General features: G+C 76.2%; 25 protein-coding genes. 16 read left to right on the forward strand and 9 right to left on the reverse strand.

The window, feature by feature from the left end; genetic code table 11:
- Positions 1-25 precede the first annotated feature (25 nt).
- The 3 genes from LY71_RS18590 to LY71_RS18600 are packed head-to-tail and all read left to right on the forward strand — an operon-like array spanning position 26 to position 4572.
- The gene (locus LY71_RS18590) at positions 26-1222 is read left to right on the forward strand and encodes a cytochrome P450 (RefSeq protein WP_245888072.1); all 1197 of its coding nucleotides are present in this window, start codon (positions 26-28) and stop codon (positions 1220-1222) included.
- 52 nt (positions 1223-1274) lie between these two features.
- Positions 1275-2930, forward strand: coding sequence for a long-chain fatty acid--CoA ligase (locus LY71_RS18595; RefSeq protein WP_106280439.1), 1656 nt, complete (start codon positions 1275-1277; stop codon positions 2928-2930).
- Positions 2931-2955: 25 nt separating this feature from the next.
- Complete coding sequence (locus tag LY71_RS18600) at positions 2956-4572, forward strand: long-chain fatty acid--CoA ligase (RefSeq protein ID WP_106280441.1); 1617 nt, start codon at positions 2956-2958, stop codon at positions 4570-4572.
- Positions 4573-4629: 57 nt separating this feature from the next.
- On the opposite strand, the gene LY71_RS18605 is transcribed toward LY71_RS18600, so the two are convergent.
- Complete coding sequence (locus LY71_RS18605; protein WP_106280444.1) at positions 4630-4959, reverse strand: rhodanese-like domain-containing protein; 330 nt, start codon at positions 4957-4959, stop codon at positions 4630-4632.
- Positions 4960-5029: 70 nt separating this feature from the next.
- Between LY71_RS18605 and LY71_RS18610 the strand changes: the two genes are divergently transcribed.
- The gene (locus LY71_RS18610; protein WP_106280446.1) at positions 5030-5545 is read left to right on the forward strand and encodes a PH domain-containing protein; all 516 of its coding nucleotides are present in this window, start codon (positions 5030-5032) and stop codon (positions 5543-5545) included.
- Positions 5542-7035 (forward strand): PH domain-containing protein, encoded by a 1494-nt coding sequence (locus LY71_RS18615; protein ID WP_106280448.1) that lies wholly within the window; start codon positions 5542-5544, stop codon positions 7033-7035. Before LY71_RS18610 ends, LY71_RS18615 begins: the two co-directional genes overlap by 4 nt.
- Positions 7036-7138: 103 nt before the next feature.
- On the opposite strand, the gene LY71_RS18620 is transcribed toward LY71_RS18615, so the two are convergent.
- On the reverse strand, positions 7139-7792 hold the full coding sequence (locus LY71_RS18620; protein ID WP_106280450.1) for a response regulator: 654 nt from the start codon (positions 7790-7792) through the stop codon (positions 7139-7141).
- A gap of 100 nt (positions 7793-7892) precedes the next feature.
- Between LY71_RS18620 and LY71_RS18625 the strand changes: the two genes are divergently transcribed.
- The 3 genes from LY71_RS18625 (at position 7893) to LY71_RS24545 (ending at position 10164) form a co-directional block, all read left to right on the forward strand.
- Complete coding sequence (locus LY71_RS18625; protein WP_106280453.1) at positions 7893-8645, forward strand: sensor histidine kinase; 753 nt, start codon at positions 7893-7895, stop codon at positions 8643-8645.
- A gap of 298 nt (positions 8646-8943) precedes the next feature.
- Positions 8944-9804, forward strand: a complete 861-nt coding sequence (locus LY71_RS18630; RefSeq protein ID WP_106280455.1) for a manganese catalase — start codon at positions 8944-8946, stop codon at positions 9802-9804.
- A 99-nt stretch (positions 9805-9903) separates the two neighbouring features.
- Positions 9904-10164 carry a hypothetical protein gene (locus LY71_RS24545; protein WP_106280457.1) on the forward strand — a complete coding sequence of 87 codons (261 nt, stop codon included), beginning with the start codon at positions 9904-9906 and terminating at the stop codon, positions 10162-10164.
- Positions 10165-10472: 308 nt separating this feature from the next.
- Here the strand turns inward: LY71_RS24545 and LY71_RS18640 are convergent, their stop codons facing one another.
- Together LY71_RS18640 and LY71_RS18645 are read right to left on the reverse strand one after the other, a co-directional pair.
- Complete coding sequence (locus LY71_RS18640; protein WP_106280459.1) at positions 10473-12122, reverse strand: solute symporter family protein; 1650 nt, start codon at positions 12120-12122, stop codon at positions 10473-10475.
- Positions 12115-12528 carry a DUF485 domain-containing protein gene (locus LY71_RS18645; protein ID WP_211297419.1) on the reverse strand — a complete coding sequence of 138 codons (414 nt, stop codon included), beginning with the start codon at positions 12526-12528 and terminating at the stop codon, positions 12115-12117. Before LY71_RS18645 ends, LY71_RS18640 begins: the two co-directional genes overlap by 8 nt.
- 180 nt (positions 12529-12708) lie before the next feature.
- On the opposite strand from LY71_RS18645, the gene LY71_RS18650 reads away from it, so the two are divergent.
- Positions 12709-13977 carry a Rieske 2Fe-2S domain-containing protein gene (locus LY71_RS18650; protein WP_106280462.1) on the forward strand — a complete coding sequence of 423 codons (1269 nt, stop codon included), beginning with the start codon at positions 12709-12711 and terminating at the stop codon, positions 13975-13977.
- 135 nt (positions 13978-14112) lie between these two features.
- Here the strand turns inward: LY71_RS18650 and LY71_RS18655 are convergent, their stop codons facing one another.
- Complete coding sequence (locus tag LY71_RS18655) at positions 14113-14682, reverse strand: MarR family transcriptional regulator (protein ID WP_170121411.1); 570 nt, start codon at positions 14680-14682, stop codon at positions 14113-14115.
- A 111-nt stretch (positions 14683-14793) separates the two neighbouring features.
- Here LY71_RS18655 and LY71_RS18660 point away from each other — a divergent pair, with 111 nt between their 5' ends.
- Positions 14794-16002: an MBL fold metallo-hydrolase gene (locus LY71_RS18660; protein ID WP_245888073.1), complete on the forward strand. Its 1209-nt coding sequence runs from the start codon at positions 14794-14796 to the stop codon at positions 16000-16002.
- Positions 16003-16008: 6 nt separating this feature from the next.
- Here the strand turns inward: LY71_RS18660 and LY71_RS18665 are convergent, their stop codons facing one another.
- The 4 genes from LY71_RS18665 to LY71_RS18680 form a co-directional block, all read right to left on the reverse strand.
- Positions 16009-16881, reverse strand: coding sequence for an Fpg/Nei family DNA glycosylase (locus LY71_RS18665; protein WP_106280469.1), 873 nt, complete (start codon positions 16879-16881; stop codon positions 16009-16011).
- 94 nt (positions 16882-16975) lie between these two features.
- Positions 16976-18493: an NAD-dependent malic enzyme gene (locus LY71_RS18670; protein ID WP_106280543.1), complete on the reverse strand. Its 1518-nt coding sequence runs from the start codon at positions 18491-18493 to the stop codon at positions 16976-16978.
- A gap of 101 nt (positions 18494-18594) precedes the next feature.
- The gene (locus tag LY71_RS18675; protein ID WP_106280471.1) at positions 18595-19032 is read right to left on the reverse strand and encodes an SRPBCC domain-containing protein; all 438 of its coding nucleotides are present in this window, start codon (positions 19030-19032) and stop codon (positions 18595-18597) included.
- The gene (locus LY71_RS18680; RefSeq protein WP_106280473.1) at positions 19029-19541 is read right to left on the reverse strand and encodes a DUF309 domain-containing protein; all 513 of its coding nucleotides are present in this window, start codon (positions 19539-19541) and stop codon (positions 19029-19031) included. The genes LY71_RS18675 and LY71_RS18680 overlap by 4 nt, the downstream gene beginning before the upstream one ends.
- 172 nt (positions 19542-19713) lie before the next feature.
- Between LY71_RS18680 and egtA the strand changes: the two genes are divergently transcribed.
- The 6 genes from egtA to LY71_RS18710 all read left to right on the forward strand — a co-directional run bounded on the left by egtA (position 19714) and on the right by LY71_RS18710 (position 25532).
- Positions 19714-20982 carry an ergothioneine biosynthesis glutamate--cysteine ligase EgtA gene (egtA, locus tag LY71_RS18685; protein ID WP_106280476.1) on the forward strand — a complete coding sequence of 423 codons (1269 nt, stop codon included), beginning with the start codon at positions 19714-19716 and terminating at the stop codon, positions 20980-20982.
- Positions 20979-22262, forward strand: a complete 1284-nt coding sequence (gene egtB, locus LY71_RS18690; RefSeq protein ID WP_106280478.1) for an ergothioneine biosynthesis protein EgtB — start codon at positions 20979-20981, stop codon at positions 22260-22262. Before egtA ends, egtB begins: the two co-directional genes overlap by 4 nt.
- Positions 22263-22264: 2 nt before the next feature.
- A complete protein-coding gene (gene egtC, locus LY71_RS18695; protein ID WP_106280481.1) occupies positions 22265-23008 on the forward strand; it encodes an ergothioneine biosynthesis protein EgtC in 744 nt (247 codons plus the stop codon).
- A complete protein-coding gene (gene egtD, locus LY71_RS18700; protein WP_106280484.1) occupies positions 23005-23973 on the forward strand; it encodes an L-histidine N(alpha)-methyltransferase in 969 nt (322 codons plus the stop codon). The genes egtC and egtD overlap by 4 nt, the downstream gene beginning before the upstream one ends.
- Positions 23974-24046: 73 nt before the next feature.
- Complete coding sequence (locus tag LY71_RS18705; protein WP_106280486.1) at positions 24047-24871, forward strand: DUF4397 domain-containing protein; 825 nt, start codon at positions 24047-24049, stop codon at positions 24869-24871.
- Positions 24872-24884: 13 nt separating this feature from the next.
- A complete protein-coding gene (locus tag LY71_RS18710) occupies positions 24885-25532 on the forward strand; it encodes a class F sortase (RefSeq protein ID WP_106280489.1) in 648 nt (215 codons plus the stop codon).
- Positions 25533-25546 lie beyond the last annotated feature (14 nt).

Consider the following 25546-nt stretch of genomic DNA (forward strand, 5'->3'; position numbering starts at 1 on the left):
CTCCGCGCCGCCTAGGGTGCCCGCCGTGGCACCGCTCGACCTCACCGACCCGGCCGTCGTCGCCGACCCCTACCCCGCCTTCGCCGCCGCCAGGGCGGTCGCGCCGGTGCAGTGGCACGAGGGCCTGGGGCTGTGGCTGGCGTTCACCCACGCGGAGAGCAACGCCGTGCTGCGCGACCGGCGGCTGGGCCGCATCTGGCGGGACCGCGAGCCCGGCGACCGGTTCGGCGCCTTCAACCTCATCCACCGCAACGCGCTGCTGGAGATGGAGCCGCCCGACCACACCCGGCTGCGCCGGCTGGTCAGCGCCGCGTTCGCCCGCGGTCACGTCGAGCGGCTGCGGCCGTGGGTGGAGCGGTACGCGGGGGAGCTCGCCGACGGCCTGGTCGAGCGCTCCGGGGGCAGCGAGCCGGTCGACGTCCTGTCCGGGATGGCCGAGCAGCTCCCGGTGGGGGTCATCGCCGAGCTGCTCGGCGTCCCGGAGGCCGACCGGCCGCTGCTGCGGCCGTGGTCGAACGCGATCGTGAAGATGTACGAGTACGGCCGGACGACGGACACGGAGGACGCCGCCGAGCGGGCGGCCGCGGAGTTCGTCGGCTACCTGCGGGCGCTCGCCGCCGAGCGGCGCCGGACCCCGGGCGAGGACCTGCTCACCCACCTGGTGACCGTCCGCGACGCCGAGGGCGACCGGCTCATCGAGGACGAGCTGGTCACCACCTGCATCCTGCTGCTCAACGCCGGCCACGAGGCGACGGTCAACGTCAGCGGCAACGGCCTGCTCGCGCTGCTCGAGCACCCCGACCAGCTGCGGCGGCTGCGCGCGGACCCCGCGCTCCTGCCCACGGCGGTCGAGGAGCTCATGCGCTTCGACTCGCCGCTGCAGCTGTTCGAGCGCACCGCCACCGCCGCCGTCGAGCTCGGCGGGGAAGCCGTGCGGGCGGGCCAGAAGGTGGCCGCGCTGCTCGGCGCCGCCAACCGCGACCCGGCGGTGTTCGCCGCCCCCGACACCCTCGACGTCGGCCGCACCGACAACCCGCACGTCTCCTTCGGCGCCGGCGTGCACTTCTGCATCGGCGCGCCGCTGGCGCGGGTGGAGTTGCAGGCCTCCTTCGGCGCGCTGCTCACCCGCACCCGCGACCTGCAGCTGGCCCGCCCGGCGCGCCGCCGTCCCGAGTTCGTCATCCGCGGACTGGCCGAGCTGCCCGTCGTCCTCACGCCCTGAGCGCGCGGACGGGACCTACCGTGGTGACCTGGGCCACTGCCAGGATGCGGCCATGCGCGGCCTCATGCAGGACACCCCGCTCACCATCGACGCGGTCTTCCGGTACGCCGAGGAGCACCACGGTGACCGGGAGCTGGTCAGCAACGGCCCCGGCGGCGTCCAGCGCAGCACGTACGCCGAGTGGGCGGAGCGGACCCGGCGGCTCGGCGGCGTGCTGGACACCCTCGGCGTCACCGACGACGGCCGGGTGGGCACCTTCGCGTGGAACTCCACCCGGCACATGGAGCTCTACTTCGCCGCCCCCTGCACCGGCCGGGTGCTGCACACGCTGAACATCCGGCTGTTCCCCGAGCAGCTGACCTACACCGCCAACCACGCCGAGGACGAGGTGGTCTTCGTCGACCGGACGCTGCTGCCGCTGCTGTGGCCGCTGGTCGACACCATGAAGACCGTCCGGCACGTGGTGGTGATGGACGACGGCGGTGACGCCGAGGTCCCCGACGACCCGCGCGTGCACGACTACGAGGCGCTGCTGGCCGACGCCTCCCCCGCGGGGTTCGGCGTCCGCGACGAGTGGCGGGCCGCCTCGATGTGCTACACGTCGGGCACCACCGGCAACCCCAAGGGCGTCGTCTACTCGCACCGCTCGACCTACCTGCACACGATGGCCGTGCTCAGCGGCAACGCGCTGGCCCTCAACGTCGACGACGTCGCGATGGCGATCGTGCCGATGTTCCACGCCAACGCCTGGGGGCTGCCCTACGCGGCCCCGGCGGCGGGCGCGGGGCTGGTCTTCCCCGGGCCGATGATGCAGCCGGAGGCGCTGGTCGACCTGCTGGTGGCCGAAGGCGTGACGTTCACCGCCGGCGTGCCGACCATCTGGCAGGGCGTGCTGCCGCACCTGGCCGGCCGCGACCACCGGCTGCGGCTGATCACCTGCGGCGGCTCCGCGGTGCCGCGGGCGCTGTCGGAGGCCTACCGGGAGCAGGTCGGCCTGCCGCTGCTGCAGGGCTGGGGGATGACCGAGACCTCGCCGGTGGCCTCGCTGGCGGTGGTGCCGCACCGGCTCGCCGGCGCCGACGAGGACACGAAGGCGGCGCAGCGGGCCCGGGCCGGCGTCCCGGTGTTCGGCGTCGAGGCGCGGATCGTGGAGCCGGGCACCACCGACGCGCTGCCGTGGGACGACGAGGCCACCGGCGAGCTGCAGGTCCGCGGCCCGTGGTGCGCCGCCGACTACCACGACCCCGACCCGGGCGTGGTGCTCTCCACCGAGGACGGGTGGATGCGCACCGGCGACGTCGCGGCCATGGACTCCTTCGGCTCGATCCGCATCGCCGACCGCACCAAGGACCTGATCAAGTCCGGCGGCGAGTGGATCAGCTCGGTGGACCTGGAGAACGCGATCATGAGCCACCCGGCGGTGGCCGAGGCCGCCGTCGTCGGCGTCCCGCACCCCAAGTGGGACGAGCGGCCGCTGGCCTGCGTCGTGCTGCGGCCGGGTGCGACGCTCACCCCCGAGGAGCTCGTCGAGCACCTGCGGCCGCTGGTGGCGAGGTGGTGGCTGCCCGACGCGGTGGAGTTCATCGACGAGGTGCCCAAGACCAGCGTCGGCAAGTTCAGCAAGAAGGACCTGCGCACCCGGTTCGCGGAGTACGAGCTGCCGACCCGAGGTACCGGACGGGACGGTCCGACCAGCGGTGGAGCGTGAGCCCGGTCACTGGCACGATGCGCCCATGCGCGGGCTCATGCAGGACTTCCCTCTCACCATCGACGCGATCTTCCGGCACGTCGAGCAGCACTACGGCGACGGGACGATCGTCACCGGCAGCCCCACCGGGCCGGTGCGCAGCACCTACGCCGAGTGGGCCGACCGCACCCGGCGGCTCGGCGGCGTGCTCGACACCCTGGGCATCAGCGCCGACGGCCGGGTGGGCACCTTCGGCTGGAACAGCCAGCGCCACCTCGAGCTCTACTTCGCCGCGCCGTCCACCGGCCGGGTGCTGCACACCCTCAACATCCGGCTCTTCCCCGAGCAGCTGACCTACATCGCCAACCACGCCGAGGACGAGGTGGTCTTCGTCGACCGCACCGTCCTGCCGCTGTTCTGGCCGCTGGTCGACACGATGAAGACCGTCCGGCACGTCGTGGTCATGGACGACGGCGGCGACAACGAGATCCCCGACGACCCGCGCGTCTCCGACTACGAGGCGCTGCTGGCCGAGGCCTCCCCCGTCGACTTCCACGTCACCGACGAGTACAGCGCCGCCTCGATGTGCTACACCTCGGGCACCACCGGCAACCCCAAGGGCGTCGTCTACTCGCACCGCTCGACGTGGCTGCACACCATGGGCGTGCTCATGCCCAACGCCTTCGGGCTGAGCATCCGCGACGTCGCCATGCCGGTCGTGCCGATGTTCCACGCCAACGCGTGGGGCATCGCGCAGGCCGCCCCCGCCGCCGGCGCCTCGCTGGTCATGCCCGGCCCGATGATGCAGCCCGAGGCCCTGGCCAGGCTGATCGTCGAGGAGGGCGTCACCTTCACCGCGGGCGTGCCGACCATCTGGCAGGGCGTGCTGCCGCACCTGGCCGGCAAGCCGCACAAGCTGCGCGACATCGGCTGCGGCGGGTCGGCGGTGCCCAAGGCGCTGAGCGAGGCCTACCGCGAGCAGGTCGGGCTGCCGATCCTGCAGGCGTGGGGCATGACCGAGACCCACCCGGTCGCCTCCTCGGGCATCCTGCCGCCGCGCTTCGACGACCTCGACGACGAGAGCAAGGCCGCCCAGCGCGCCCGGGCCGGCATCCCGTTCCTCGGTGTCGAGGCGCGCATCGTCGACGCCGACACCCTCGAGCCGCAGCCCTGGGACGACAAGGCCACCGGCGAGCTGCAGGTCCGCGGCCCGTGGTGCGCGCAGGACTACTACAACCCCGACGCCGGCGTGGAGCTGACCACCGAGGACGGCTGGATGCGCACCGGCGACGTCGCGGCCATGGACTCCTTCGGCTCGATCCGCATCGCCGACCGCACCAAGGACCTGATCAAGTCCGGCGGCGAGTGGATCAGCTCGGTGGACCTGGAGAACGCGATCATGAGCCACCCGAAGGTCAAGGAGGCCGCGGTCGTCGGCATCCCGCACCCGAAGTGGGACGAGCGGCCGCTGGCCTGCGTCGTCCTCAAGGAGGGCGAGGACATGACCGAGGCGGAGGTCCTCGACCACCTCCGGCCGCAGGTGGCCAAGTGGTGGATGCCCGACGCGGTGGAGTTCATCGACGAGGTGCCCAAGACCAGCGTCGGCAAGTTCTCCAAGAAGGACCTGCGCAGCCGGTTCGCCGACCGCGTGTCCTCCAGCTGAGGAGAGGTCCCCTGCCCCCCACCGCTCGCACGCTCGCGGCGGGCCCCTGCAGGAGGGCTAACGCACGAAGGGCGGCTGGCCGGTCTCGCTCACCATGGGCCGGCCGGCCGCCTCCCACGCGCCCATCCCGCCGCCGACGTTGACCGCGTCGTAGCCGTTCTGGTTGAGCCAGGCGGCCACCCGCGCCGAGCGCCCGCCGCTGCGGCAGACGACGTAGACGGGGTCGCCCTCGGGCACGTCGTCCAGTCGCGCGGGGACGTCGCCCATCGGGATGTGGGTGGCGCCCTCCGCGTGGCCGGCCACCCACTCGCCGTCCTCCCGGACGTCGAGCAGCACGGCGTCCTCGGGCACCTCGTCGGCGGGCACGGTCGGGACCTGCTGTGGCATCACGACCCCACTCTCCCAGGTGGCGCGGGCACCGGCCGGACCGCGGCCCGGGCTGGGAGGATGGACGGCGATGTCCGCTCCCCCCGCGCCGCCGGTCCGCGTGCCGGCCTGGTCGCTGTCCCGCTCGGCGATCTGGCTGTGGGTCACCCAGGGGGTGATCGGCACCCTGGTCTACGGCGTCCTGGTGGCCGTGGTGGTGCTCGGCGTCCCCGAGTCGGCCGGCGGCCCGCTCCCGGTGCTGCGCTGGCTGCTGCCGGTGCTGCTGGCCGTCTACGCGGTGCTCGCCATCGCGGTGCGGCCGTGGATCCGGTACCGCGTGCACCGGTGGGAGGTCACCGAGGAGACGGTGCACGCCCTCACCGGCTGGCTGACCCGCACCTGGACGCTGGTGCCGGTCGCGCGCATCCAGACCGTCGACGTCACCCGCGGCGTGCTGCAGCAGCTCTACGGCCTGGCCAGCGTCGCGGTGCTCACCGCCTCCTCGCAGGGCACCGTGCGGGTGCCGCACCTGGAGGTCGCCGTCGCCCACCGGGTCGCCGACGACCTCGCCCGGCGGGCCGAGCAGGTCCGCGACGAGGCGACGTGACGACGGCTCCCTGGCAGACGGCGCCCGAGGTCACCGCCCCGCGCCGCAGCTCCCCGCTGGTCGTCCTCGTGCACACGATCACCTTCCGGCAGGCCCGCCAGGTGGTGCCCGCCGCGATCCCGGTCGTGGCCGCGGTGGGGATCGACGGCCCCGGCGTCGTCGTCGGGCTCGTGGTGGCGGTGACGGCGCTGTCGCTGCTGTTCGCCGCGCTCACCTGGTGGCGCACCACCTACGCCGACACCCCCGGCGCGGTGGTGGTGACCCGCGGCCTGCTGGCCCGCTCGGTGCGCACCGTGCCCAACGACCGCATCCGCGGCGTGGAGGTCGAGGCCCCCGCGCTGCACCGGCTGTTCGGCCTGGTGCGGGTGCGCGTCGACGCCGCGGCCGGCGCGGTGACCGGCGGCGACGAGGAGGTCGTCGTCGACGGGCTGACCCGCGCCGAGGGCGACCGGCTGCGCACCTCGGTGCTCACCCACCGCCGGGCCGCCGTGGTGACGGACCCGTCCGCACCGTCCCTGCCCGAGGAGGAGCCGGCCGAGGAGGAGCTCGCCCGCTTCGACCCCCGCTGGCTGCTCTACGCGCCGCTGGTCGCCAGCTACCTGGCCGTGCCGCTGGCCGCGGTGGGTGCGCTGTCGCGGCTGCTGCAGGAGCTCCCGGCGGGCCTGCGCCCCCACCTCACCGGCCCCGACCTCACCGACACCCGCGTGCTGGTCGTGGGCGTGGTCCTCGCCCTGCTGCTGCTGGCGCTCGGCGCGGTGCTGGGCGCCGCGGTCGTCAACTGGGGGTTCCGGCTGGTCCGCCGCGGCGGGTCGCTGGTCGCCGTCCGCGGGCTGGTGACGCGGCGGCACACCGAGCTCGAGGTCGACCGGGTGCGCGGCGGCACCCTCTCGGAGGGGCTGGGCATGCGCCTGGTCCGGGCCGCGCGGGTCGGCGCGCTCGTCACCGGTCTCGGCGCGGCCCACCGGCGCGGCCAGGTGCTGCCGCTCGGGCCGCGCGCGGAGGCGGTCCGGCTGCTCGGCCTGCTGGTCGACGACCCCGGGCCGCTGGTGGCCCACCCACCGGCCGCGCGGCGACGGCGGCTGGCCCGCGCCATCGGCTCCGGCCTGGCCGTGACGGCGGCCGGCGGGCTGCTGACGGCGGGCACCGGCTGGTGGGGACTGCTGGCCGCCGGCGTCGTGCTCACGGTGCTCGGCGTGCCGCTCGGGCTGGGCCGCTACGCCGCGCTCGGGCACGTCGCCGGACCGCGGTCGTTCGCCGTCCGCAGCGGGCTGCTGGTGCGCGAGCAGACGGTGCTGCAGCAGCGCGCCGTCGTCGGCTGGCAGGTGCGGCAGAGCGTGTTCCAGCGCCGCGCGGGCCTGGCCACGGTGGTCGCCTGCGTCGGCGCGGGCACCGGGGGCTACGCGGCGATCGACGTGGCCGCGGCCGACGTCGGGCCGTTCACCGAGGCCGCCTCCGGGAGCTGGGCCACCGCACGCGGCGCCGGCGACTGACCGGCTGGCCCGTCGGGGCCAGGTCCGCGGAACGGGAGCGTGTCGATCTCCGGCCCGGGTAGCCGAGCCGGGGATGACGCCCGCTCCGCGGCTCGTCGGCCGCTCAGCGCAGTCCGCCGGCTCCCTTCCCCAGGCCGACCCGGCCGGCCAGCGCTGCGGCCTCCACCCGGGTGGCCACGCCGAGGCTGCGCAGCAGGGAGGCGACCAGGCGCTTGGCGGTGCGCTCGGAGACGTGCAGCGTCGTGGCGATGTCGACGGTGCTCGTGCCGTCGGCCACCAGCCGCCACAGCCGCCGCTCGTCGCTGGTCAGCCGGTCGGCGACGGTCTGCTCGCCGGTGGGTGCGGCCTCCTCGAGCAGCTGGCGCAGCAGCGCCTCGGGCACCACCGACCAGCCGTCGAGGACGGCCAGCAGCGGCCGCACCAGCGACTCCGGGTCGGCGGTCTTGGGCAGGAAGCCGGCCGCGCCCGCGCGCAGCGCCTCCAGCGCGGCGTCCGCCTCGGCCAGCCCGGACAGGGCCACGACGCGGACCACCGGGTCGGCCCGGCGGATCGCCGCGATCGCCCGCACCCCACCCGGCGGCGGCATGTGCAGGTCGACGACGGCGACGTCGGCGTGGTGCCGGCGCACCAGCGCGGCGGCGGCCGAGGCGTCGTCGGTGGTGGCGACGACGCGCACCCGGCCCTCGCTCACCCCCGGCAGCAGCAGGGACAGTCCCCGGCTGAACAGCGGGTGGTCGTCGACGACGACCACGTCCACGTGACTCTGACGCTCAGCAGCGGCGTCGGTCGACACGACCCTCCTCGTCCATCCCGTCACACCCGGCGGTGCTGGCCGAACGCACACCCCGGAGGTGCCCGTGACCCTGGCCCCCGACACACCGCGGACCGACCGACCCGGCGGGCTGCTCACCGACCTGGCCCACGTGCTGCGCGCCCACCTGCGGCGCACCGTGCCCGTCCCCCGCCCGGAGCAGGAGGCCCCGCCCACGCCCGAGTCCGCCCTGCTGCGGGCCATGTGCCACGACATGCGCAGCCCGCTGGCCTCCCTCGAGGCGCTGCTGCGCACCCTCGACCGGCCGGTTCCGGAGGCCGGCCCGGACCGCGGGGAGCTCCTCGACCTGGCCCGCGCGCAGACCGCGCACCTGTCCTCGATGCTGCGCACCGCGGACGCCACCGGGGGTGCCGAGCGGCGGGGGCCGGTGCGGCGGCTGCTCGGCGACGTCGTCCGCGCCTCGACCGCCGCGGCCGGACTGCCGGCCGTCCGGCTCACCCTGGCGGTGCAGGACTGCGCCTCCGACGTGACGGTGGGCGACGCGCGGGTGCAGCGGATCCTCACCAACCTGCTGGAGAACGCCCACCGGCACGGCGACGGCGCACCGGTGCTGCTGACCGTGACCTGCCGCGCCGGCTGGGTGCGCCTGGCGCTCACCCAGGACGTCGCCCACCCGGAGCGGGTGGTGCAGTACCTGCGCCGCGGCGCCCCGCCGGTGGACCTGACCGGCCTGGGCCTGTGGTCGGTGCAGCGGCACACCCAGGACCTCGGCGGCCACGTCGTCTGGGCGGTGACCGACGCCGGCCTGACGCTCACCGTCGCCCTCCCCGACCGCTGAGGCCCCGGCCGCGTGCGCCGGGAGGGCACCGAGGCCCTTCCTGGCACGTGGCCGCACTCCGGACGTGAGCCGCCTCGCGAGGCGGCGCGAGGAGTGGGGCCCGGAGGGTCCCGCGACCGAGTGCCGGGAGGGCTCGGCCCGACAAGGGGACGGCACCTGGTCGCGGTCGGAGGACGGTAGGCCGACAGAGGAAATGGCACCGGGGGGCCAGGGGACGGCACGGGTGGGCCACGGGGCGCGGGCAGATCCGGGGTGTCACCGCAGCGGCGGCGACGCGACGACGCACCGAGGAGAGCCCGTGTTCACGCACACCCACGCCCTGCAGTACGAGGCCAAGCCCGACGGCCCCGACCCGGACTTCGCCCGCAAGATGCAGGAGATCCTCGGCGGTCAGTGGGGCGAGATGACCGTCGCCACCCAGTACCTGCTCCAGGGCTGGAACTGCCGGCTGCCCGGCAAGTACAAGGACATGCTGCTCTCGATCGGCACCGAGGAGCTGGCGCACGTCGAGATGATCATCACGATGATCGACCGGCTGCTCGACCACGCGCCGCTCAAGCCCGACTCGGCCGACCGCACCAAGGAGGCGGCAGCCGGCTACGGGCAGCACAACCCGCAGCACCTGATCCAGAACGGCCAGGCGGCGTCCTACATGGACAGCATGGGCAACCCGTGGACCGGCGCGTACGTGACCGCCAGCGGCAACCTGATGGCCGACTTCTACTACAACGCCACGGCCGAGATGCAGGGCCGACTGCAGGTGGCCCGCATCTACAACATGACCGACGACCCGGGCGTCAAGGACATGCTCCGCTTCCTGATCACCCGCGACCACATGCACCAGCAGCAGTGGCTGGCGGCGGTCGAGCAGCTCAAGGAGGACGGCCTCGAGGGGCTGCCGGTGCCGGAGGCGTTCCCGCTCGACGAGGAGGTCGGCGACCTGGGCTACACCTTCATCCAGGCCTCCGACGGCCCCGAGGCCGCCAACGGCCGCTGGGCGTCCGGTCCCTCGATCGACGGCAAGGGCACCTTCCGCGCCGCGGCGATCGAGGCCACCGCCGATGCCCCGACGCTGCCGCCGGGCGACCCGCGTCTCTACAGCACCCCGCAGACCGAGGCCCACACGATGCTGCAGAAGGCCAAGGACCTGCTCAAGTGAGGCACTGACCTCGACCCACCGCGCCGTCGCCGCGCCGGCGTCCGGGCTCCTCTCCGCCCGGCCGCCGGCCCGGCGGGCGCCTCCTCCCGGAGGTCCCCCGTGCACCTGCCCACCCCCGCCGTCCTGCTGACCGCCGTCTACGCCGCGGCGCTGGCCGTCGCGGTCGCCGCCGCCGCCACCGGCTCGGCCCGCGCGGCCCTCGCCGGGCTGGTCCTGCTCACCGCGCTGGCGGCCCGCTGGACGCTGCGCCGCTCCCGCCGCAGCGCGCCCGGCACCGCCGCCGCCGTCCGCGCGGTCGACGCCGCCCTCCCGGCCGAGCCCCTGGCCGTCGATCCCGCCCCGGCCGTCCGGGCCGCCTGAGACCGCGCGGCGACGATCAGAGAGAGGACCTCCCCGCCCCCCACCGCTCGCAGGCTCGCGACGGGCCCCTGCAGGGAGGCCGCCTCGAACGTCGCGCGTCCCACCCGACGTCCCACCGTCCGGTCGGACGCGCTGCGGTGCGGTCGGACGCCCCCGGACGAGGCCCCCCACCCGTCCGGGCCGCCCGAACGCGCGAGGCGCGCGCCCCCCGATGGGGACGCGCGCCTCGCCTCGTGACGTCCTGGAACGGCCGCCCTGCAGGGTCCCGCGCCGAGTGGAGCGAGGCGTGGGGGCAGGGTGGTCCTTCCTCAGTGCTGGACGGCCTTCTCCGCCCCGATCCCGGTGAGCGAGCGCACCTCGAGCTCGGCGTTCTTGTCGAGGTCCGGCTTCTCCTTGGACAGGATCGTGCCCAGCCAGCCGAGGAAGAACGACAGCGGGATCGACACGATGCCGGGGTTGTTCAGCGGGAACCAGTGGAAGTCCACGTCCTGGAACAGCGACGGGGACAGGCCCGTGGCCGGGTTGACCGGCGCACCCGACACGACCGGCGAGAAGATGATCAGCACGATGCAGGCGATCAGCCCGCCGTACATCGACCACAGCGCGCCCTGGGTGGTAAACCGCTTCCAGAACAGCGTGTAGAGGATGGTCGGCAGGTTGGCCGACGCGGCGACGGCGAAGGCCAGCGCCACCAGGAAGGCGATGTTCAGCCCGGCCTGCAGCGCCAGGATGCCCAGGCCGATCGAGACGGCCCCGATGACCACGGCGGTGATCCGGGCGACCCGCACCTCCCCGTTCGGGGACACCTGCCCCTTCTTGATCACCGACGCGTAGACGTCGTGCGCGAAGGAGGCCGACGCGGTGATCGTCAGGCCGGCGACCACCGCGAGGATCGTGGCGAACGCGACGCCGGCGATGATGCCGAGGAGCACCGTGCCGCCGAGCTCGAAGGCCAGCAGCGGAGCGGCGGAGTTCACCGCGCCCGGGGCGCCGAGGACGGTCTCCGGCCCGACCAGCGCGCCGGCGCCGTAACCGATCACCAGGCTGAACAGGTAGAAGATGCCGATCAGCCAGATCGCCCAGACGACCGAGCGACGCGCGTCCTTCGCCGTCGGCACGGTGTAGAAGCGCATGAGCACGTGCGGCAGCCCCGCCGTCCCGAACACCAGGGCCAGGCCGAGTGAGACGAAGTCCAGCTTCGAGGTGCCGGTGGCGCCGTACTGCGCGCCCGGGGCGAGGACGTCGCGGCCCTCGACGGCGTTGGCCACCGAGTCGCCGAGCAGCGACGAGAGGTTGAAGCCGTACAGCGCCAGGACCCACAAGGTCATCACCAGGGCACCGGCGATCAGCAGCGTGGCCTTGATGATCTGCACGTACGTGGTGCCGCGCATGCCGCCGACCAGCACGTAGATGATCATCAGGGCGCCGACCAGGACGACGACGAGCGCCTGCGCGGCCTCACCGGTGACGCCCAGCAGCAGCGTCACCAGGCCGCCGGCGCCGGCCATCTGGGCCAGCAGGTAGAACAGCGAGACCGCCAGCGTCGAGATCGCCGCCGCCGTGCGCACCGGGCCCTGCCGCATCCGGAAGGCCAGGACGTCGGCCATCGTGTACCGGGCCGTGTTGCGCATGAGCTCGGCGACCAGCAGCAGCGCCACGAGCCAGGCGACGAGGAAGCCGATCGAGTACAGGAAGCCGTCGTACCCGTAGACGGCGATGGCCCCGGCGATGCCGAGGAACGACGCCGCCGAGAGGTAGTCACCGGCGATGGCCAGGCCGTTCTGGGTGCCGCTGATGTTGCGGCCGGCCGCGTAGTAGTCGGCCGCGCTCTTGTTGTTGCGGCTGGCCCGGAAGGTGATCACCAGGGTGATCAGCACGAAGACGCCGAAGATGGAGATGTTGACCGCGGGGTTGCCGACGGTGGCCGTCGCCCCGTCGGCGGCGAGGACGCTAGCCACGCGTGGCACCGCCCTTGCCCAGGTCGGCGCCGCCGGTGCCGCGAGTGGTGCCGCGGGTGGTGGAGGCGTAGTCGTGGTGCTCGAGCCGCTCGCGCATGTCGTCGGCGATCGGGTCGGTCTTCCGGTTCGCGTGTGCCACGTACAGGTGCGTGATCACGAAGGTCGAGACGAACTGCCCCAGCCCGAGCAGGATCCCGACGTTGACGTTGCCGAAGACCGGCGTCGCCATGAAGTCGGGCGCGTAGGTGGAGAGCAGGACGTAGAGCAGGTACCAGGCCAGGAAGGCCACCGTCATCGGGAAGGCGAAGCGGCGGAACCGCCGCCGGAGCTCGGTGAACTCCGGGGAGTCCTGCGCCTGCCGGTACTCCTCCGCTGTCAGCAACCGCCGCTCGGCGGGTGGGGTCACGGGTCGCTCCCTCGTCGTCGTGGGGCATGGTCGGGACGTCGCCATGCTGTGAGCGCGCTCACCATAGCGGTCGACACCGTCCGGTTGTGCGCAACGGGATGAGAACGTGACCTGGGCTTCCGGTGGCCGTAACGCCGCGGTAGCGCTGCGGCGCTGCAATGGGGCATGACAGTGACGGGGATGCCGCCGACCGCACGGTCGACGGGCTGGTTCCCGGTGGCGCGCGCCACCGAGGTCGGGACGACGCCGCTGCCGGTGGGCGCCGGCGGCCGGTCCTGGGTCGTCGTCCGGCTGCGGCCGGGCGGTGAGGTGAGCGCCTTCCCGGCGCGCTGCCCGCACCGCCTGGTGCCGCTGGCGGCGGCCACCGTCGTGGACGGCCGGCTGCGGTGCCCGTACCACGGCTGGCGGTTCGACGCCGAGGGCCGCTGCGTGGACCTCCCCTCTCTGGGTCCGCAGGGGACGGCGCCGCCGCGGGCCGACCTGCCGGTGCCCTGGGCGGTCGAGGAGCGGCACGGCTGGGTGTGGCTGGCGCCCGAGCGCACCGCGGTGGTCGCCCCGCCTGCCCCGGTGGGCGAGCCGCGCCCGGAGCCGGTGCCGGCGCCCGCGCCGCCGTCCGGACCGGTGTTCGGCAACCTCCACCCCTCGCTGGAGCACGCCTGGCACCCGGTGGCGCTCGCCCGCGAGCTGCGCCCCGGCGGCTGGCTGCAGGTGCGGCTGCTCGGCCGGACCTGGTCGCTGTCGCGCACCCCCGACGGGCTGTCGGCCGACCCGCCCGCGTGGGGCGTGCGCGAGCGATTCGGTCTGGTGTGGCTGGCGCCGGCCGAGCCGCGCGACGTCCCGCTCGAGCTGCCCGAGCACGGCGACCGGGGCTTCGTCTCCCGCTGGCTGACGCCGTCGCGGTCGGCCGGCGCCGCGGGTCCGCTCGCCGACACCCTCCTCGACGTCGCGCACCTCCCGTTCGTCCACGGGCGGTGGGGCGGGACGGGGGTGCCGGTCCCCGAGGTCACCTCCGAGCCCGGCGGCTTCTCGGCCGTGTCGGAACACCGGCGCGACGGGCCGGCGGGGTCCGCCGCGCACCGGGTGGCCACCTGGACCCACCGGGCGCCGTTCCAGCTGCGGCTGCGGCTGGAGTCGCCGGCGTCCGGCGCGGTGAGCACCCGGCTGGTCGTGCTGCAGCCCGAGGACGCCGACTCGACCCGGGTCTACACCTGCCTGCTGCTGTCGGCCGGGCCCGGGCAGCCGCTGCCCGCACCGGACGCCGTGGCCGCGGAGGCCGCCGCTGCGGAGCAGGAGCTCGCCGAGGACCTCGCGCTGCAGGCGCGGGTCGCCGCCGTCGGCCTGCCGCTGGGGCCGCGCGACGAGCTGCACGTGCGCGCCGACCGGCCCGGGGTGGCGCTGCGCCGCGCGCTGTCCGACTTCGCGAGGGGCGGCGAGGACCAGGTGACCTGATCGTCGCGTGTCCTCCCCGACGGTGGGCGGTGCGGTCGGACGCGCTGCGGCGCGGTAGGACGCGCTGCGGTGCGGTAGGACGCGCTGCGGTGCGGTAGGACGCGCTGCGGTGAAGGAGGACGGCGGAGCGCCGACTCAGTAGCCGGTGAGCTCGGCGCCGCACCCGGGACAGCGCGTGGGCGGGGCCTCGTCGGCCACCCGGCCGCACTCGGGACACACCAGGTGCAGGAAGCACGCGGACTCCCCGCCCACGTCGTGCCCGCCCTCGTCACGCCGGACCGGAGACGCGGCGCGGCGCGTGGCCGCCGCGAACTCCGCGAGCGCGCCGAGCACGGCGTCGCGGCGGTCCTCGGCCAGCCCCGCCAGCCCGGCGCGCAGCTCGACCAGGCGCAGCCGGTCGTAGCGGTCGAGCAGGTCGGCGCCCCGGGGCGTGAGCCGCAGGCTGATCGCGCGCCGGCTGGCGGTGGAGGGCCGGCGGTCCACCAGCCCCGCGACGACCAGCCGGTCCACCAGCCGGCTGGTGGTCGACACGCTGCCGCCGACGCCGCGGGCCAGATCGGCGAGCGACGCGTCGGGCAGCTCGGACAGCACGGTGAGCGCCCGCAGCTGCACCAGTGACACCCCGCCGAGCGCAGCGGCCGCACGGGTGGAGATCCCGACGACGGTCCGGGCCAAACCGACGAGCACCTCGTCCTCGGCGTCCACGCGCCCTCCCGGGTTGCCGTACGGCAACGGTCGGCAGATCCGGACCCGGGAACCGTACGGCACACCCCGCCGCCCCGGCCTCCTCCAGGAACGGCTGGGATGCTGGAGGGCGTGCCACCCCGCAGCCGAGCCCGCCGCCGCACCGCCCTGACCGCCGCCCTCCTCGCCCTGCCCGCCGCGTTCGTCGCGCGCGCCGCCTGGGGGCTGCCGACCGCCATCGGTGCCGGGCGGCGCGAGATCCGCCCGACGGTGGCCGGGTCGCCCCAGTGGTCGGAGGGCCGGTTCCACAACACGCTGAGCACGCCCTCGCTGCCGCCGCCCAACGCGCGGCGGGGCCTGCTCCGGCAGTGGCACGACGACCGGCACGTCGGCCTGCCCGCGCGGCCGGTGCCGCTCGCCCGCCCGGAGATCCCGGCCGAGGCCGGCGAGCTCGCCGTCACCTGGTTCGGGCACTCCAGCGCGCTGCTCGAGGTGAACGGCGCCCGGGTGCTGGTCGACCCGGTGTGGGGGCACCGCGTCTCGCCCTCGCCGGTGTTCGGCCCGACGCGGCTGCACGAGCCCCCGGTCGCGCTGGAGAGCCTGCCCCGGGTCGACGCCGTGCTGATCAGCCACGACCACTACGACCACCTCGACCTGCCCACCGTGCGCGCGCTGGTCGAGCAGCAGGACGCGCCGTTCGTCGTCCCGCTGGGGGTGGGCGTGCACCTGCGGCACTGGGGCGTGCCCGAGGACCGGGTGGTCGAGCTGGACTGGGACGGCGCGACGACCGTCGGCGGCCTGACGCTCACCTGCACCGAGGCCCGGCACTTCTCCGGCCGCTACCTCACCCGCGACACCACGCTGTGGTCGTCGTGGGTGGTCGCCGGTCCCCGGCACCGCGTCTTCTTCGGGGGCGACACCGGCTACACCCCCGCCTTCGCCGGCATCGGCGCCCGGCTGGGCCCCTTCGACCTCGCCCTGCTGCCGATCGGCGCCTACAACGAGGCGTGGCGGACCATCCACATGGACCCCGAGGAGGCGGTGCGCGCGCACGGCGACCTCGGCGGCCGGGTGCTGCTCCCGGTGCACTGGGCCACCTTCAACCTGGCCTTCCACCGGTGGGCCGAGCCGGTGCAGCGCCTGCTCGCGGCCGCCGCCCGCTCGGACGTGCAGGTCGTCGTCCCGCGCCCCGGGGAGCGGGTCGACGTCCTCGCGCCCCCGCCGCTGGAGGACTGGTGGTCCGCCGTCGGCACGGCCGGCCCCGACGAGCCCGGGGACGCCGGCCTGGGCAGCGCGGCGGTCGCCCGCCTGGCGGCCTGGCGCGCGGCGCGCCCGTCCTGACGGCGGTCAGCGCAGCAGCTTGCTCATCCGCCGGTCGGCCAGGGGCTTGCCCCCGGTCTGGCAGGTCGGGCAGTACTGCAGCGAGGTGTCGGCGAAGCTCACCTCGCGCACCGTGTCGCCGCACACCGGGCAGGGCAGGCCGGTGCGGGCGTGCACCTGCAGGCCGGAGCGCTTCTCGCCCTTGAGCGTCGCCGCCCGCTGCCCGACCTGGCGCCGCAGCGCGTCGGTGAGGGTGGCCCGGACGGCGTCGTGCAGGCGGAGCACCTCGTCGTCGGTGAGCTTGTCGGCCATCTTGAACGGCGAGAGGCGGGCGGCGTGCAGGATCTCGTCGGAGTAGGCGTTGCCGATGCCGGCGAGCAGCGTCTGGTCGGTGAGCGCGCCCTTGAGCTGCCCCGACCGGCCGGCCATCAGCCGGGCGAAGGTGTCGCGGTCGACCTCGAGGGCGTCGGGGCCCAGCCGGGCGACGCCGGGCACCTCCGAGGCCGACCGGACGACGTACACCGCGAGGCCCTTGCGGGTGCCCTGCTCGGTGAGGTCGAAGCCCGGGGCGGGCGGGTCGGTGTCCAGGGGGTCCAGGTGGACGCGCAGGGCGAGCGGCCCCTTGCCCGGCTTGGGCGGGGCCGCGGGCAGGCCGGTGCGCCAGTGCAGCCACCCGGCGCGGGCCAGGTGCACGACCAGGTGCAGGCCGGAGACGTCGAGGTCGAGGAACTTGCCGTGCCGCGCGGCGCCGGTGACCTCCAGCCCGGCCAGCGCGCTCAGCGGCGGGTCGAAGGTCTTGATGGCCTGGACGGCGGACAGGTCGACGCGCGCGACGACCCGGCCGACGGCGTTTCCGCGGAGGAACGCGGCCAGCGCCTCCACCTCGGGCAACTCGGGCACCCGGCCATGATCCCCGTCGTCGCCGCCTCCCGTCGTCCCCGATCGTGTGCACTTCCGCGGAGATGCCCCGGGCATCTCCGCGGAAGTGCACACGTCAGCCGGACGAGCTCATCCGCTCGGTGACGGGGGCGGTCGCGCCGGGCTCGGCGCGGGCCTGCTCGGCGACGGCGGCGGCGACCGCCGGCGTCACCGCCGGGTCGAACACGCTCGGGATGATGTAGTTCGCGTTGAGCTGGTCGTCGCGCACCACCGCCGCGAGCGCCTCGGCCGCGGCCAGCAGCATCCCGTCGCTGATCTCGGTGGCGCGGGCGTCGAGCAGGCCGCGGAAGACGCCGGGGAAGGCCAGCACGTTGTTGATCTGGTTGGGCAGGTCCGACCGGCCCGAGGCGACGACGGCGGCGTGCTGGCGGGCCCGCACCGGGTCGACCTCCGGCGTCGGGTTGGCCATCGGGAACACGACCGCCCGCTCGGCCATCGCGGCCAGCGCCTCGACCGGCAGCACGTTGGCCGCGCTCACGCCGATGAAGACGTCGGCGCCGACCAGCGCGTCGGGCAGCTCGCCACGGGTGCACGCGGGGTTGGTCTGCTCGGCCAGCGCCCGCTTGGACGGGGAGAGCCGGTCGTCGTCGGGCGAGAGGATGCCCTCGCGGTCCCACACCAGCACCTGGCCGGCACCGGCCTCCAGCAGCAGGTGCACGATCGCCGACCCTGCGGCCCCGGCCCCGGCGACGACGATCCGGACGTCGGGCAGCCGCTTGTCCACCACGCGCAGGGCGTTGCGCAGCGCGGCCAGCGCGACGATCGCCGTCCCGTGCTGGTCGTCGTGGAACACCGGGATGTCGAGCTTCGCGCGCAGCCGGGCCTCGATCTCGAAGCACCGCGGGGCGGCGATGTCCTCGAGGTTGATGCCGCCGAAGCCGGGCGCGATGAGCTCGACGGCGCGCACGATCTCGTCGACGTCCTGGGTGTCCAGGCAGATGGGCCACGCGTCGATGTCGGCGAACCGCTTGAACAGCGCGGCCTTGCCCTCCATCACCGGCAGCGCCGCGCCCGGGCCGAGGTCGCCGAGCCCGAGCACCGCCGACCCGTCGGTGACGACGGCGACCGTGTTGCCCTTGATGGTCAGCCGGCGCACGTCCTCGGGGTGCTCGGCGAGCGCCAGGCACACCCGCGCCACCCCGGGCGTGTAGGCCATCGAGAGGTCGTCGCGGGTCTTGAGCGGCACCCGCGAGGCGATCTCGAGCTTGCCGCCCAGGTGCAGGAGGAAGGTGCGGTCGCTCACCTTGCGCACGGTGACGCCGGGGACGGCGCGCAGCGCGGCGACCATCTCCTCCGAGTGCGCGGCGTCGGCCGCCGAGCAGGTGACGTCCACGGTCAGCCCGTCGGACCGGGACTCGACGACGTCGATGGCGGTCACCGCGCCGCCGGCCTGGCCCACCGCGGTGGCGATGCGGCCGATGCTGGCCGGGTCGCCGTCGGCGGTGAGGCGCACGGTGATCGAGTAGGACGCCGAGGTCACCGGCCCGCGGGGCACGGCGGCGGGGTCACCGGGGGAGGTGTCGTCGGCGCTGGGCGTGGAGGCGGGCTGGGCGCTCGCGGTGTCGGTGCTCATGGCGCTGCCCATCGTGACACCCGGAGGCCGCGGGAGGTGGTTTCGGTCACAGTGGTCACGACGGTCACCTGACGGCGGACCGGTCGCCCCGGCCGGGCCGGTCAGCCCGAGGCGCGGGTGGCCGCCTCGGCGCGGGCCTTGATGCCGGCGCAGAACTGGCGGAACGAGGGGTTGAGGTCCGGCGTCGCGCGCTCGGTGACCCAGGCCAGCGGCCCGGTCTGGTCCTCGCGGACGGTGAGCACCGTGGAGCCGTCGTCCTGCGCGTCCAGGCCGTAGGTGCGCTCGATGACCGCCAGCCCGAGGGGCAGCCCGCCGCGCCAGCGCATGGCCTCCCGCGGCCGGAGCTCGGTGACGGTGACGGAGAAGGGGCGGCTGCGGATCATGGTCGCGTACAGCGTCAGCCGCTCGCCGAGGGCGACCCGGCCCTCGACGCGGTCGACGCCGGAGTCCCAGTCCCGCCAGCTGCCGACGTCGACCAGGTGCCGCCAGACCTCCTCCGGGCCCGCGTCGATGCGGGTGACCGCCTCGTAGCTCCTCATCGTTCCCCTCCCGTCTGCCCGTGGGCGCAGTCTCCCCCGGCCCGGCGACCCGGACCAGGCCCCCGCAGCTGCGGCGGCCGGCCCACCCCGGCCCGCGCCGGGTCCGCGGCCCAGGCGAGCAGCCCGGCGACGTCGACCCCGTGGGGCGGCGCGCCGGCGTAGGCGGCCACGTTGCCCGCGCCGCGCTCCAGCAGCCGCGTGGCCCCGCGGGCGTTGCCGCGGGCGGCGTGGGTGAGCCCCACGGCCAGCTGCGCCAGGCCCCGCCACAGCTGCCGCTCGACCTCGGGCGCGGCCTTCCAGGCGTCCTCGAGCACCTCGTGGGCGTGGAAGGGGCGGTCGGCGTCGAGCAGCCGCTGCGCCTCGGTCAGCGCCTCGTCCGGCGTCCGCGGCACCCCCTCGGGCGCCCGCTCCTCCCCCGCCGCGCCGCGGGGCAGCGGGCGGCCCAGGGCGTCGCGCGGACGGGCGTTGCGGGCCCGCCCCTCCGCGTCCCGGTCGCGGGGGACATCCACCCGGGCATCGTCCCGCGAACGCCGTCACACGGCAGGGGACCGGCCGCCCGGAGGGGTTGTCACCGGCGCCGTGGCGTGCCTGGATGGGAGTCGAGGACGGCCGCGAGAGGCCGCCCCCGCACCGACCCGCGGTCGCTCGCCGACCGGTCCGGACCTGGAGGGGGGTGGACCCGTGACGCCTGCGGTGGAGGAGCGCACGGCGCTCGACCTGGACGCCGCCGTCGCCCACGTCACCGGTGCCGCGCTGCGGCCGGGACCGGTCGGCGCCGTGGGCCTGGAGCTCGAGGCGCACCTCGTCGACCTCGACCGCCCGGCCGCGCGCGTGCCGTGGGGCCGGGTGACCGCCGCGCTGGCCGCCGTCCCGGCGCTGCCCGGCGGCAGCCGGGTCACCGTCGAGCCGGGCGGGCAGGTCGAGCTCTCCGGCCCGCCGGCGCCCGACGCGGGGACGGCGGTGGCCGCGCTGCGGGCCGACCGCACCGTGCTGGCCGGGGTGCTGGCCGCCCGCCGGCTGGCCCTGGCGCCGGTGGGCACCGACCCGCTGCGGCGGCCGGCCCGGGTGTGCCCGGCGCCCCGCTACCGCGCCATGGAGCGGCACTTCACCGCCGTCGGCTGCGGCACCCCCGGGACGGCGATGATGACCGCCACCGCGTCGCTGCAGGTCAACCTGGACGCCGGCCCGCCCGCGGGGTGGAGCCGCCGGGTGGCGCTGGCCCACCAGCTCGGCCCGGTGCTGGTGGCCGTCTCGGCGTGCTCCCCGCTGCTGGGCGGGCGGGCCACGGGCTGGCGGTCGTCCCGGCAGCAGGTGTGGGGCGCGCTGGACCAGGCGCGCTGCGGTCCGCTGCTCGGCGGGGCCGACCCGGCTGGCGAGTGGGCCGCCTACGCCCTGGCCGCCCCGGTGATGCTGGTGCGCGACCCCGCCACCGGCGACGCCGAGCCGGTGCCGGGACGCACCCGCTTCGCCGACTGGGTCACCGGCGCCGCCCCGCTGGGCGGGCGCCGGCCGACGACGGCCGACCTCGACTACCACCTGTCCACGCTGTTCCCGCCGGTGCGCCCGCGCGGCTACCTGGAGATCCGCTACCTCGACGCCGCGCCCGAGCCCTGGTGGCCGGCGCTGGCCGCGGTCACCGCCGCCCTGCTCGACGACCCCGCCGCCGCCGACGCCGCGGCCGAGGCGACCGCGCCGGTGGCCGGCGCCTGGGACCGCGCCGCCCGCGACGGGCTGGCCGACCCCGCGCTGCGGACGGCGGCGGTGCGCTCCCTGGCCGCCGCGCTGCCCGCCGTCCCGCCATCCCTGCGGCCGGCGGCACAGGCCCTCGCCGACCTCGCCGCGGCCGGCCGCTGCCCGGGGGACGCGCTGCTCGACGCGGCGCGCACCGGCGGCCCGGCCGCCGCCCTCCTGGCCGGCACCGAGGCCGGGACCACGGAGGTGCACCCGTGACGGCGACCGAGCAGCTCGCCCGCGACCTCGAGGCCGCCCGGGCGCGCACGCTGCTGCTCACCGACCACGACGAGCCCGAGCTGCTGCGCCAGCACACCCCGCTGCTCAGCCCGCTGGTGTGGGACCTCGCGCACGTCGCGCAGCAGGAGGACCTCTGGCTGCTGCGCCGCGGGGACGCCCGCCGTCCCGGGCTGCTGCCCCCGGCGGTCGAGGCGCTCTACGACGCCTTCGCCCAGCCCCGGGCGGTGCGGGCCCGGCTGCCGCTGCTGCCGCCGGTGGAGGCGCGCGCCTACGGCCGCGAGGTCCGCGCGCGGGTGCTCGAGCGGCTGGAGCGGCTCGGGCGCGACGACGACGGCGACCCGTTCGACGTCGCGATGGTCGTCAGCCACGAGCAGCAGCACGACGAGACGATGCTGCAGGCGCTGGCCGTCCGCACCGGCCCGCCGCTGCTGGGCGCGGGCACGCCGCTGCCGCCCGGCCGGCCGGGGGTGGCCGGAACGTCGGTGCCGGTGCCCGGCGGGCCGTTCGTGCTCGGCGTCGACGCCGCCGACGAGCCGTTCTCCCTGGACAACGAGCGGCCGGCCCACGTCGTCGACCTGCCCGCCTTCCGCATCGGCCGGGTCCCGGTGACCAACGCCGAGTACGCCGCCTTCGTCGCCGACGGCGGCTACGACACCCCGCGCTGGTGGTCCGGGCGGGGCTGGGCGCACCGGCAGGAGGCCGGCCTGCAGCGGCCGCAGTACTGGAGCCCCGACGGCACGGTGCGCACCCGCTTCGGCGTCCTCGAGGAGATCCCGGGCGACGAGCCGGTGCAGCACGTGACGTTCTTCGAGGCCGAGGCCTACGCCGCCTGGGCCGGGGCCCGGCTGCCCACCGAGGCCGAGTGGGAGAAGGCCGCCGCCTGGGACCCGGCTGCCGGACGGCGACGGCGCTGGCCGTGGGGCGATCCCGAGCCGACGCCGGCGCTGGCCAACCTCGACGGCTCCGCACTGCGGCCGGCCCCCGTGGGCGCCTACCCGGCCGGCGCGTCCGCGTACGGCGCCGAGCAGCTGGTCGGCGACGTCTGGGAGTGGACGTCGTCGGGCTTCACGCCGTGGCCGGGCTTCACGCCGATGCTCTACGCCGACTACTCCGCGCCCTTCTTCGGCGGCGACTACCGGGTGCTGCGCGGCGGCGCGTGGTCGGTGGCGTCGTCGATCCTGCGGCCGAGCTTCCGCAACTGGGACCACCCGGTCCGCCGGCAGGTGTTCAGCGGCTTCCGGCTGGCCTGGGACGCGTAGGCATGTGCCGCCACCTCGCCTGGCTCGGCCGGCCGCGCACGCTGGCGCAGCTGGTCCTCGAGCCGCCGTCGTCGCTGCTGGTGCAGTCGTGGGCACCGCGGCGGCAGCGGTACGGCACGGTCAACGCCGACGGCTGGGGCGTGGGCTTCTACGCGCCCGGACGCCCGCAGCCGGCCCGGTGGCGGTCGGCGCGGCCGCTGTGGGGCGACCCGTCGTTCGCCTCGGTGGCGTCGGTGCTGTCCTCGGGCTGCGTGGTCGCCGCCGTCCGCTCGGCCACCGTGGGCATGCCGCTGGAGGAGAGCGCCGTCGCCCCGTTCACCGACGGCCGTTGGCTGCTGTCGCACAACGGCCGGGTCGACCGCGCGGTGCTGCCCCCCGTGCGCGACGCCGAGTCGACCGTCGACAGCGCGCTGCTCGCGGCGCTGGTCTTCGACCGCGGTCCCGACGCGCTCGGCGACGTCGTCCGCGAGGTGGGCACCGCCGACCCCGCCGCCCGGCTCAACCTGCTGGCCGCCGACGGCGCCCGGCTGCTGGCCACCACCTGGGGCGACACGCTCTCGGCGCTGGTCACCGACGAGGGCACGGCGCTGGCCAGCGAGCCCTGGGACGACGACCCCGCCTGGACCGACGTCCCCGACCGCTGCCTGGTCGAGGTGACCCCCGACGGGCTGACCGTCACCGCACTCGCCCCGACCCCGAGCACCCCGACCCCGAGCACCCCGACTCCCGGCAGAGGAGCCCCGTGACCGACTCGCTCACCCGCCACCTCGCCCCCGGCGACGCCGCGGCCGACCTGCGCGCCGACGTGCTCGCCGGGCTGACCGCGACGCCGAGGTCGCTGCCGCCCCGCTGGTTCTACGACGCCCGCGGCAGCGAGCTGTTCGACCGGATCACCCGGCTGCCCGAGTACTACCCCACCCGCGCCGAGCGGGCGGTGCTCGAGGCGCACGTCGGGGAGATGGCCGCGGCGTCGGGCGCCGACGTGCTGGTGGAGCTCGGCAGCGGCACCTCGGAGAAGACCCGGCTGCTGCTCGACGCGCTGCGCGCCGCGGGCACGCTGCGCCGGTTCGTGCCCGTCGACGTCGACCCGTCGGTGCTCGAGGCGGCCGGCGCGGCGATCACCGCCGCGTACCCGGGGGTCGCTGTCGACGCCGTCGTCGGCGACTTCACCCGGCACCTGGGCCTGCTGCCCCGTTCCGGACGGCGGCTGGTGGCGTTCCTCGGCTCGACGATCGGCAACCTCGAGCCGGAGCCTCGGGCGGCGTTCCTCCGCGACCTGGCCGCCGGCCTGCGGCCCGGCGACTCGTTCCTGCTCGGCACCGACCTGGTCAAGGACCCCGGCCGGCTGGTGCGGGCCTACGACGACGCGGCCGGGGTCACCGCGGAGTTCAACCGCAACGTGCTGCGGGTGCTCCGGCGCGAGCTGGGGGCCGACGTCGACCCCGACGCCTTCGACCACGTCGCGCTCTGGGACCCGGCGAACGAGTGGATCGAGATGCGGCTGCGCTCGCGCACCGACCAGGTGGTGCGGGTGCCGGCGCTCGACCTCGAGGTCCCCTTCGCCGCGGGCGAGGAGCTGCGCACGGAGGTGTCGGCGAAGTTCCGCCGCGAGCGGGTCGAGGCCGAGCTCGCCGACGCCGGCCTGCGGCTGACGCACTGGTGGACCGACCCCGACGGCGACTTCGGCGTGTCCCTGTCCCGTCCGGGCTGACGGGTCCTGCATCCGGCCGCGGGGGTGCCGCGGAAGAGGAGGTGTCAGCCACCCCCCAGACCCGGAGGACCCCGTGACCAGGACCCGCACCCTCGGCCTTCCCGCCGTCGCCGGCGCCGGCGCGCTGCTCGCCCTCGGCGTGGCACCCGCCGCCGCGGCCGACACCGCCACCGTCTCCGTGCTGCACGCCGTACCGGACACCCCGGTCGACGTCTACGCCAACGGCGAGCGGCTGATCGACGACTTCCAGCCCGGCACGCTCACCGACCCGCTGCAGCTCCCGGCCGGCGACTACGACCTGGCCCTCTTCCCCGCCGACGCCGCCGACGGCTCGGGCACGCCGCTGCTGTCCGCGGACGGCGTCGCGGTGCCCGCCGGTGCGAACGCCACCGTGGTCGCCCACCTGACCGCGGAGGGCCGGCCCGCGCTGACGCCGTTCGTCAACGACACGTCGGCGGTGCCCGCGGGCCAGGGCCGGGTCGTCGTGCGGCACACCGCGGCCGCGCCGGCGGTCGACGTCCGCGCCGGCGGCCAGGTGGTCGCCCCGGACCTGACCAACCCGAACGAGGCGGCCCTCACCGTCCCGGCCGGCACGGTGAGCGCGGACGTCGTCCTCGCCGGCACCGACACCGTCGCGCTCGGCCCGGCCGACCTGACCGTGACCGAGGGCGCCACCACCGTCGTCTACGCGTGGGGCTCGCAGGCCGCCGGCTTCCAGCTCGCCGTCCAGACGATCGGCGGCCCGGGCTCGGCGCCCTCCGGCGTCCCCGGCGGCACCGCCGGCCTCGTCGACGGCGCTGCCGGCGACGACCTGCCGCTGCCGCTGGTCGGCCTGTCCGCCCTCGGCCTGCTCGGCGCCGGCCTGGCCGCCCGCCGGCTGGCCACGACCCGCGCCTGACGGGAGGACGACGGTGCGACCCGCCGCCGCCGGCGTGGCCGTGGGCCTGGCCCTCGCCGTGGGCGTGCCCACCGCGTGGGAGCTGACCCGGCCCGCCGCGGCGGCGGGCGCACCCGTCGAGGAGGTCCTCGGCACGCCCGCGCCGGCCGGCCCGCCGGCGCCGGTGACCCCGCAGGTGGGCGTCCGCGACGCCGCACCGGCGCCACCGGCCGAGGTCGTGGCGCCGGTGCGGCTGGAGGTCCCCGCCCGCGGCGTGGACGCCCCGGTCGACGCCACGGGGGTCACCGGCGACGGCCAGATGGCGCTGCCCGGCGACGTCGACCGGGCCGGCTGGTACCGGTTCGGCCCGGTCCCCGGGGCGCCCGGCTCGGCGGTGGTCGCCGGGCACGTGGACGACGTCGAGCAGGGCCTCGGCGCGCTCGCGCCGCTGCGGGAGGCCGAGCCGGGCGACGAGGTGCGGGTGACCGACGCCGCCGGAGCGGTGACCCGCTGGGTCGTGGTCGGCCGGGAGCTGCTCGACAAGCGGGCGCTGCCGGTGGACGCCCTGTTCCGGCGGGACGGGCCACCGCGGCTGACCCTGGTCACCTGCGGCGGACCGTTCCTCCCCGACGTCGGCGGCTACCGCGACAACGTGGTCGTCGTCGCCGAGCCGGCCCCGTGAGACAGGACCTCGCT

Origin of the sequence: Geodermatophilus tzadiensis (assembly GCF_003002915.1) — a bacterium.
GTDB classification, from domain to species: Bacteria; Actinomycetota; Actinomycetes; order Mycobacteriales; family Geodermatophilaceae; genus Geodermatophilus; species Geodermatophilus tzadiensis.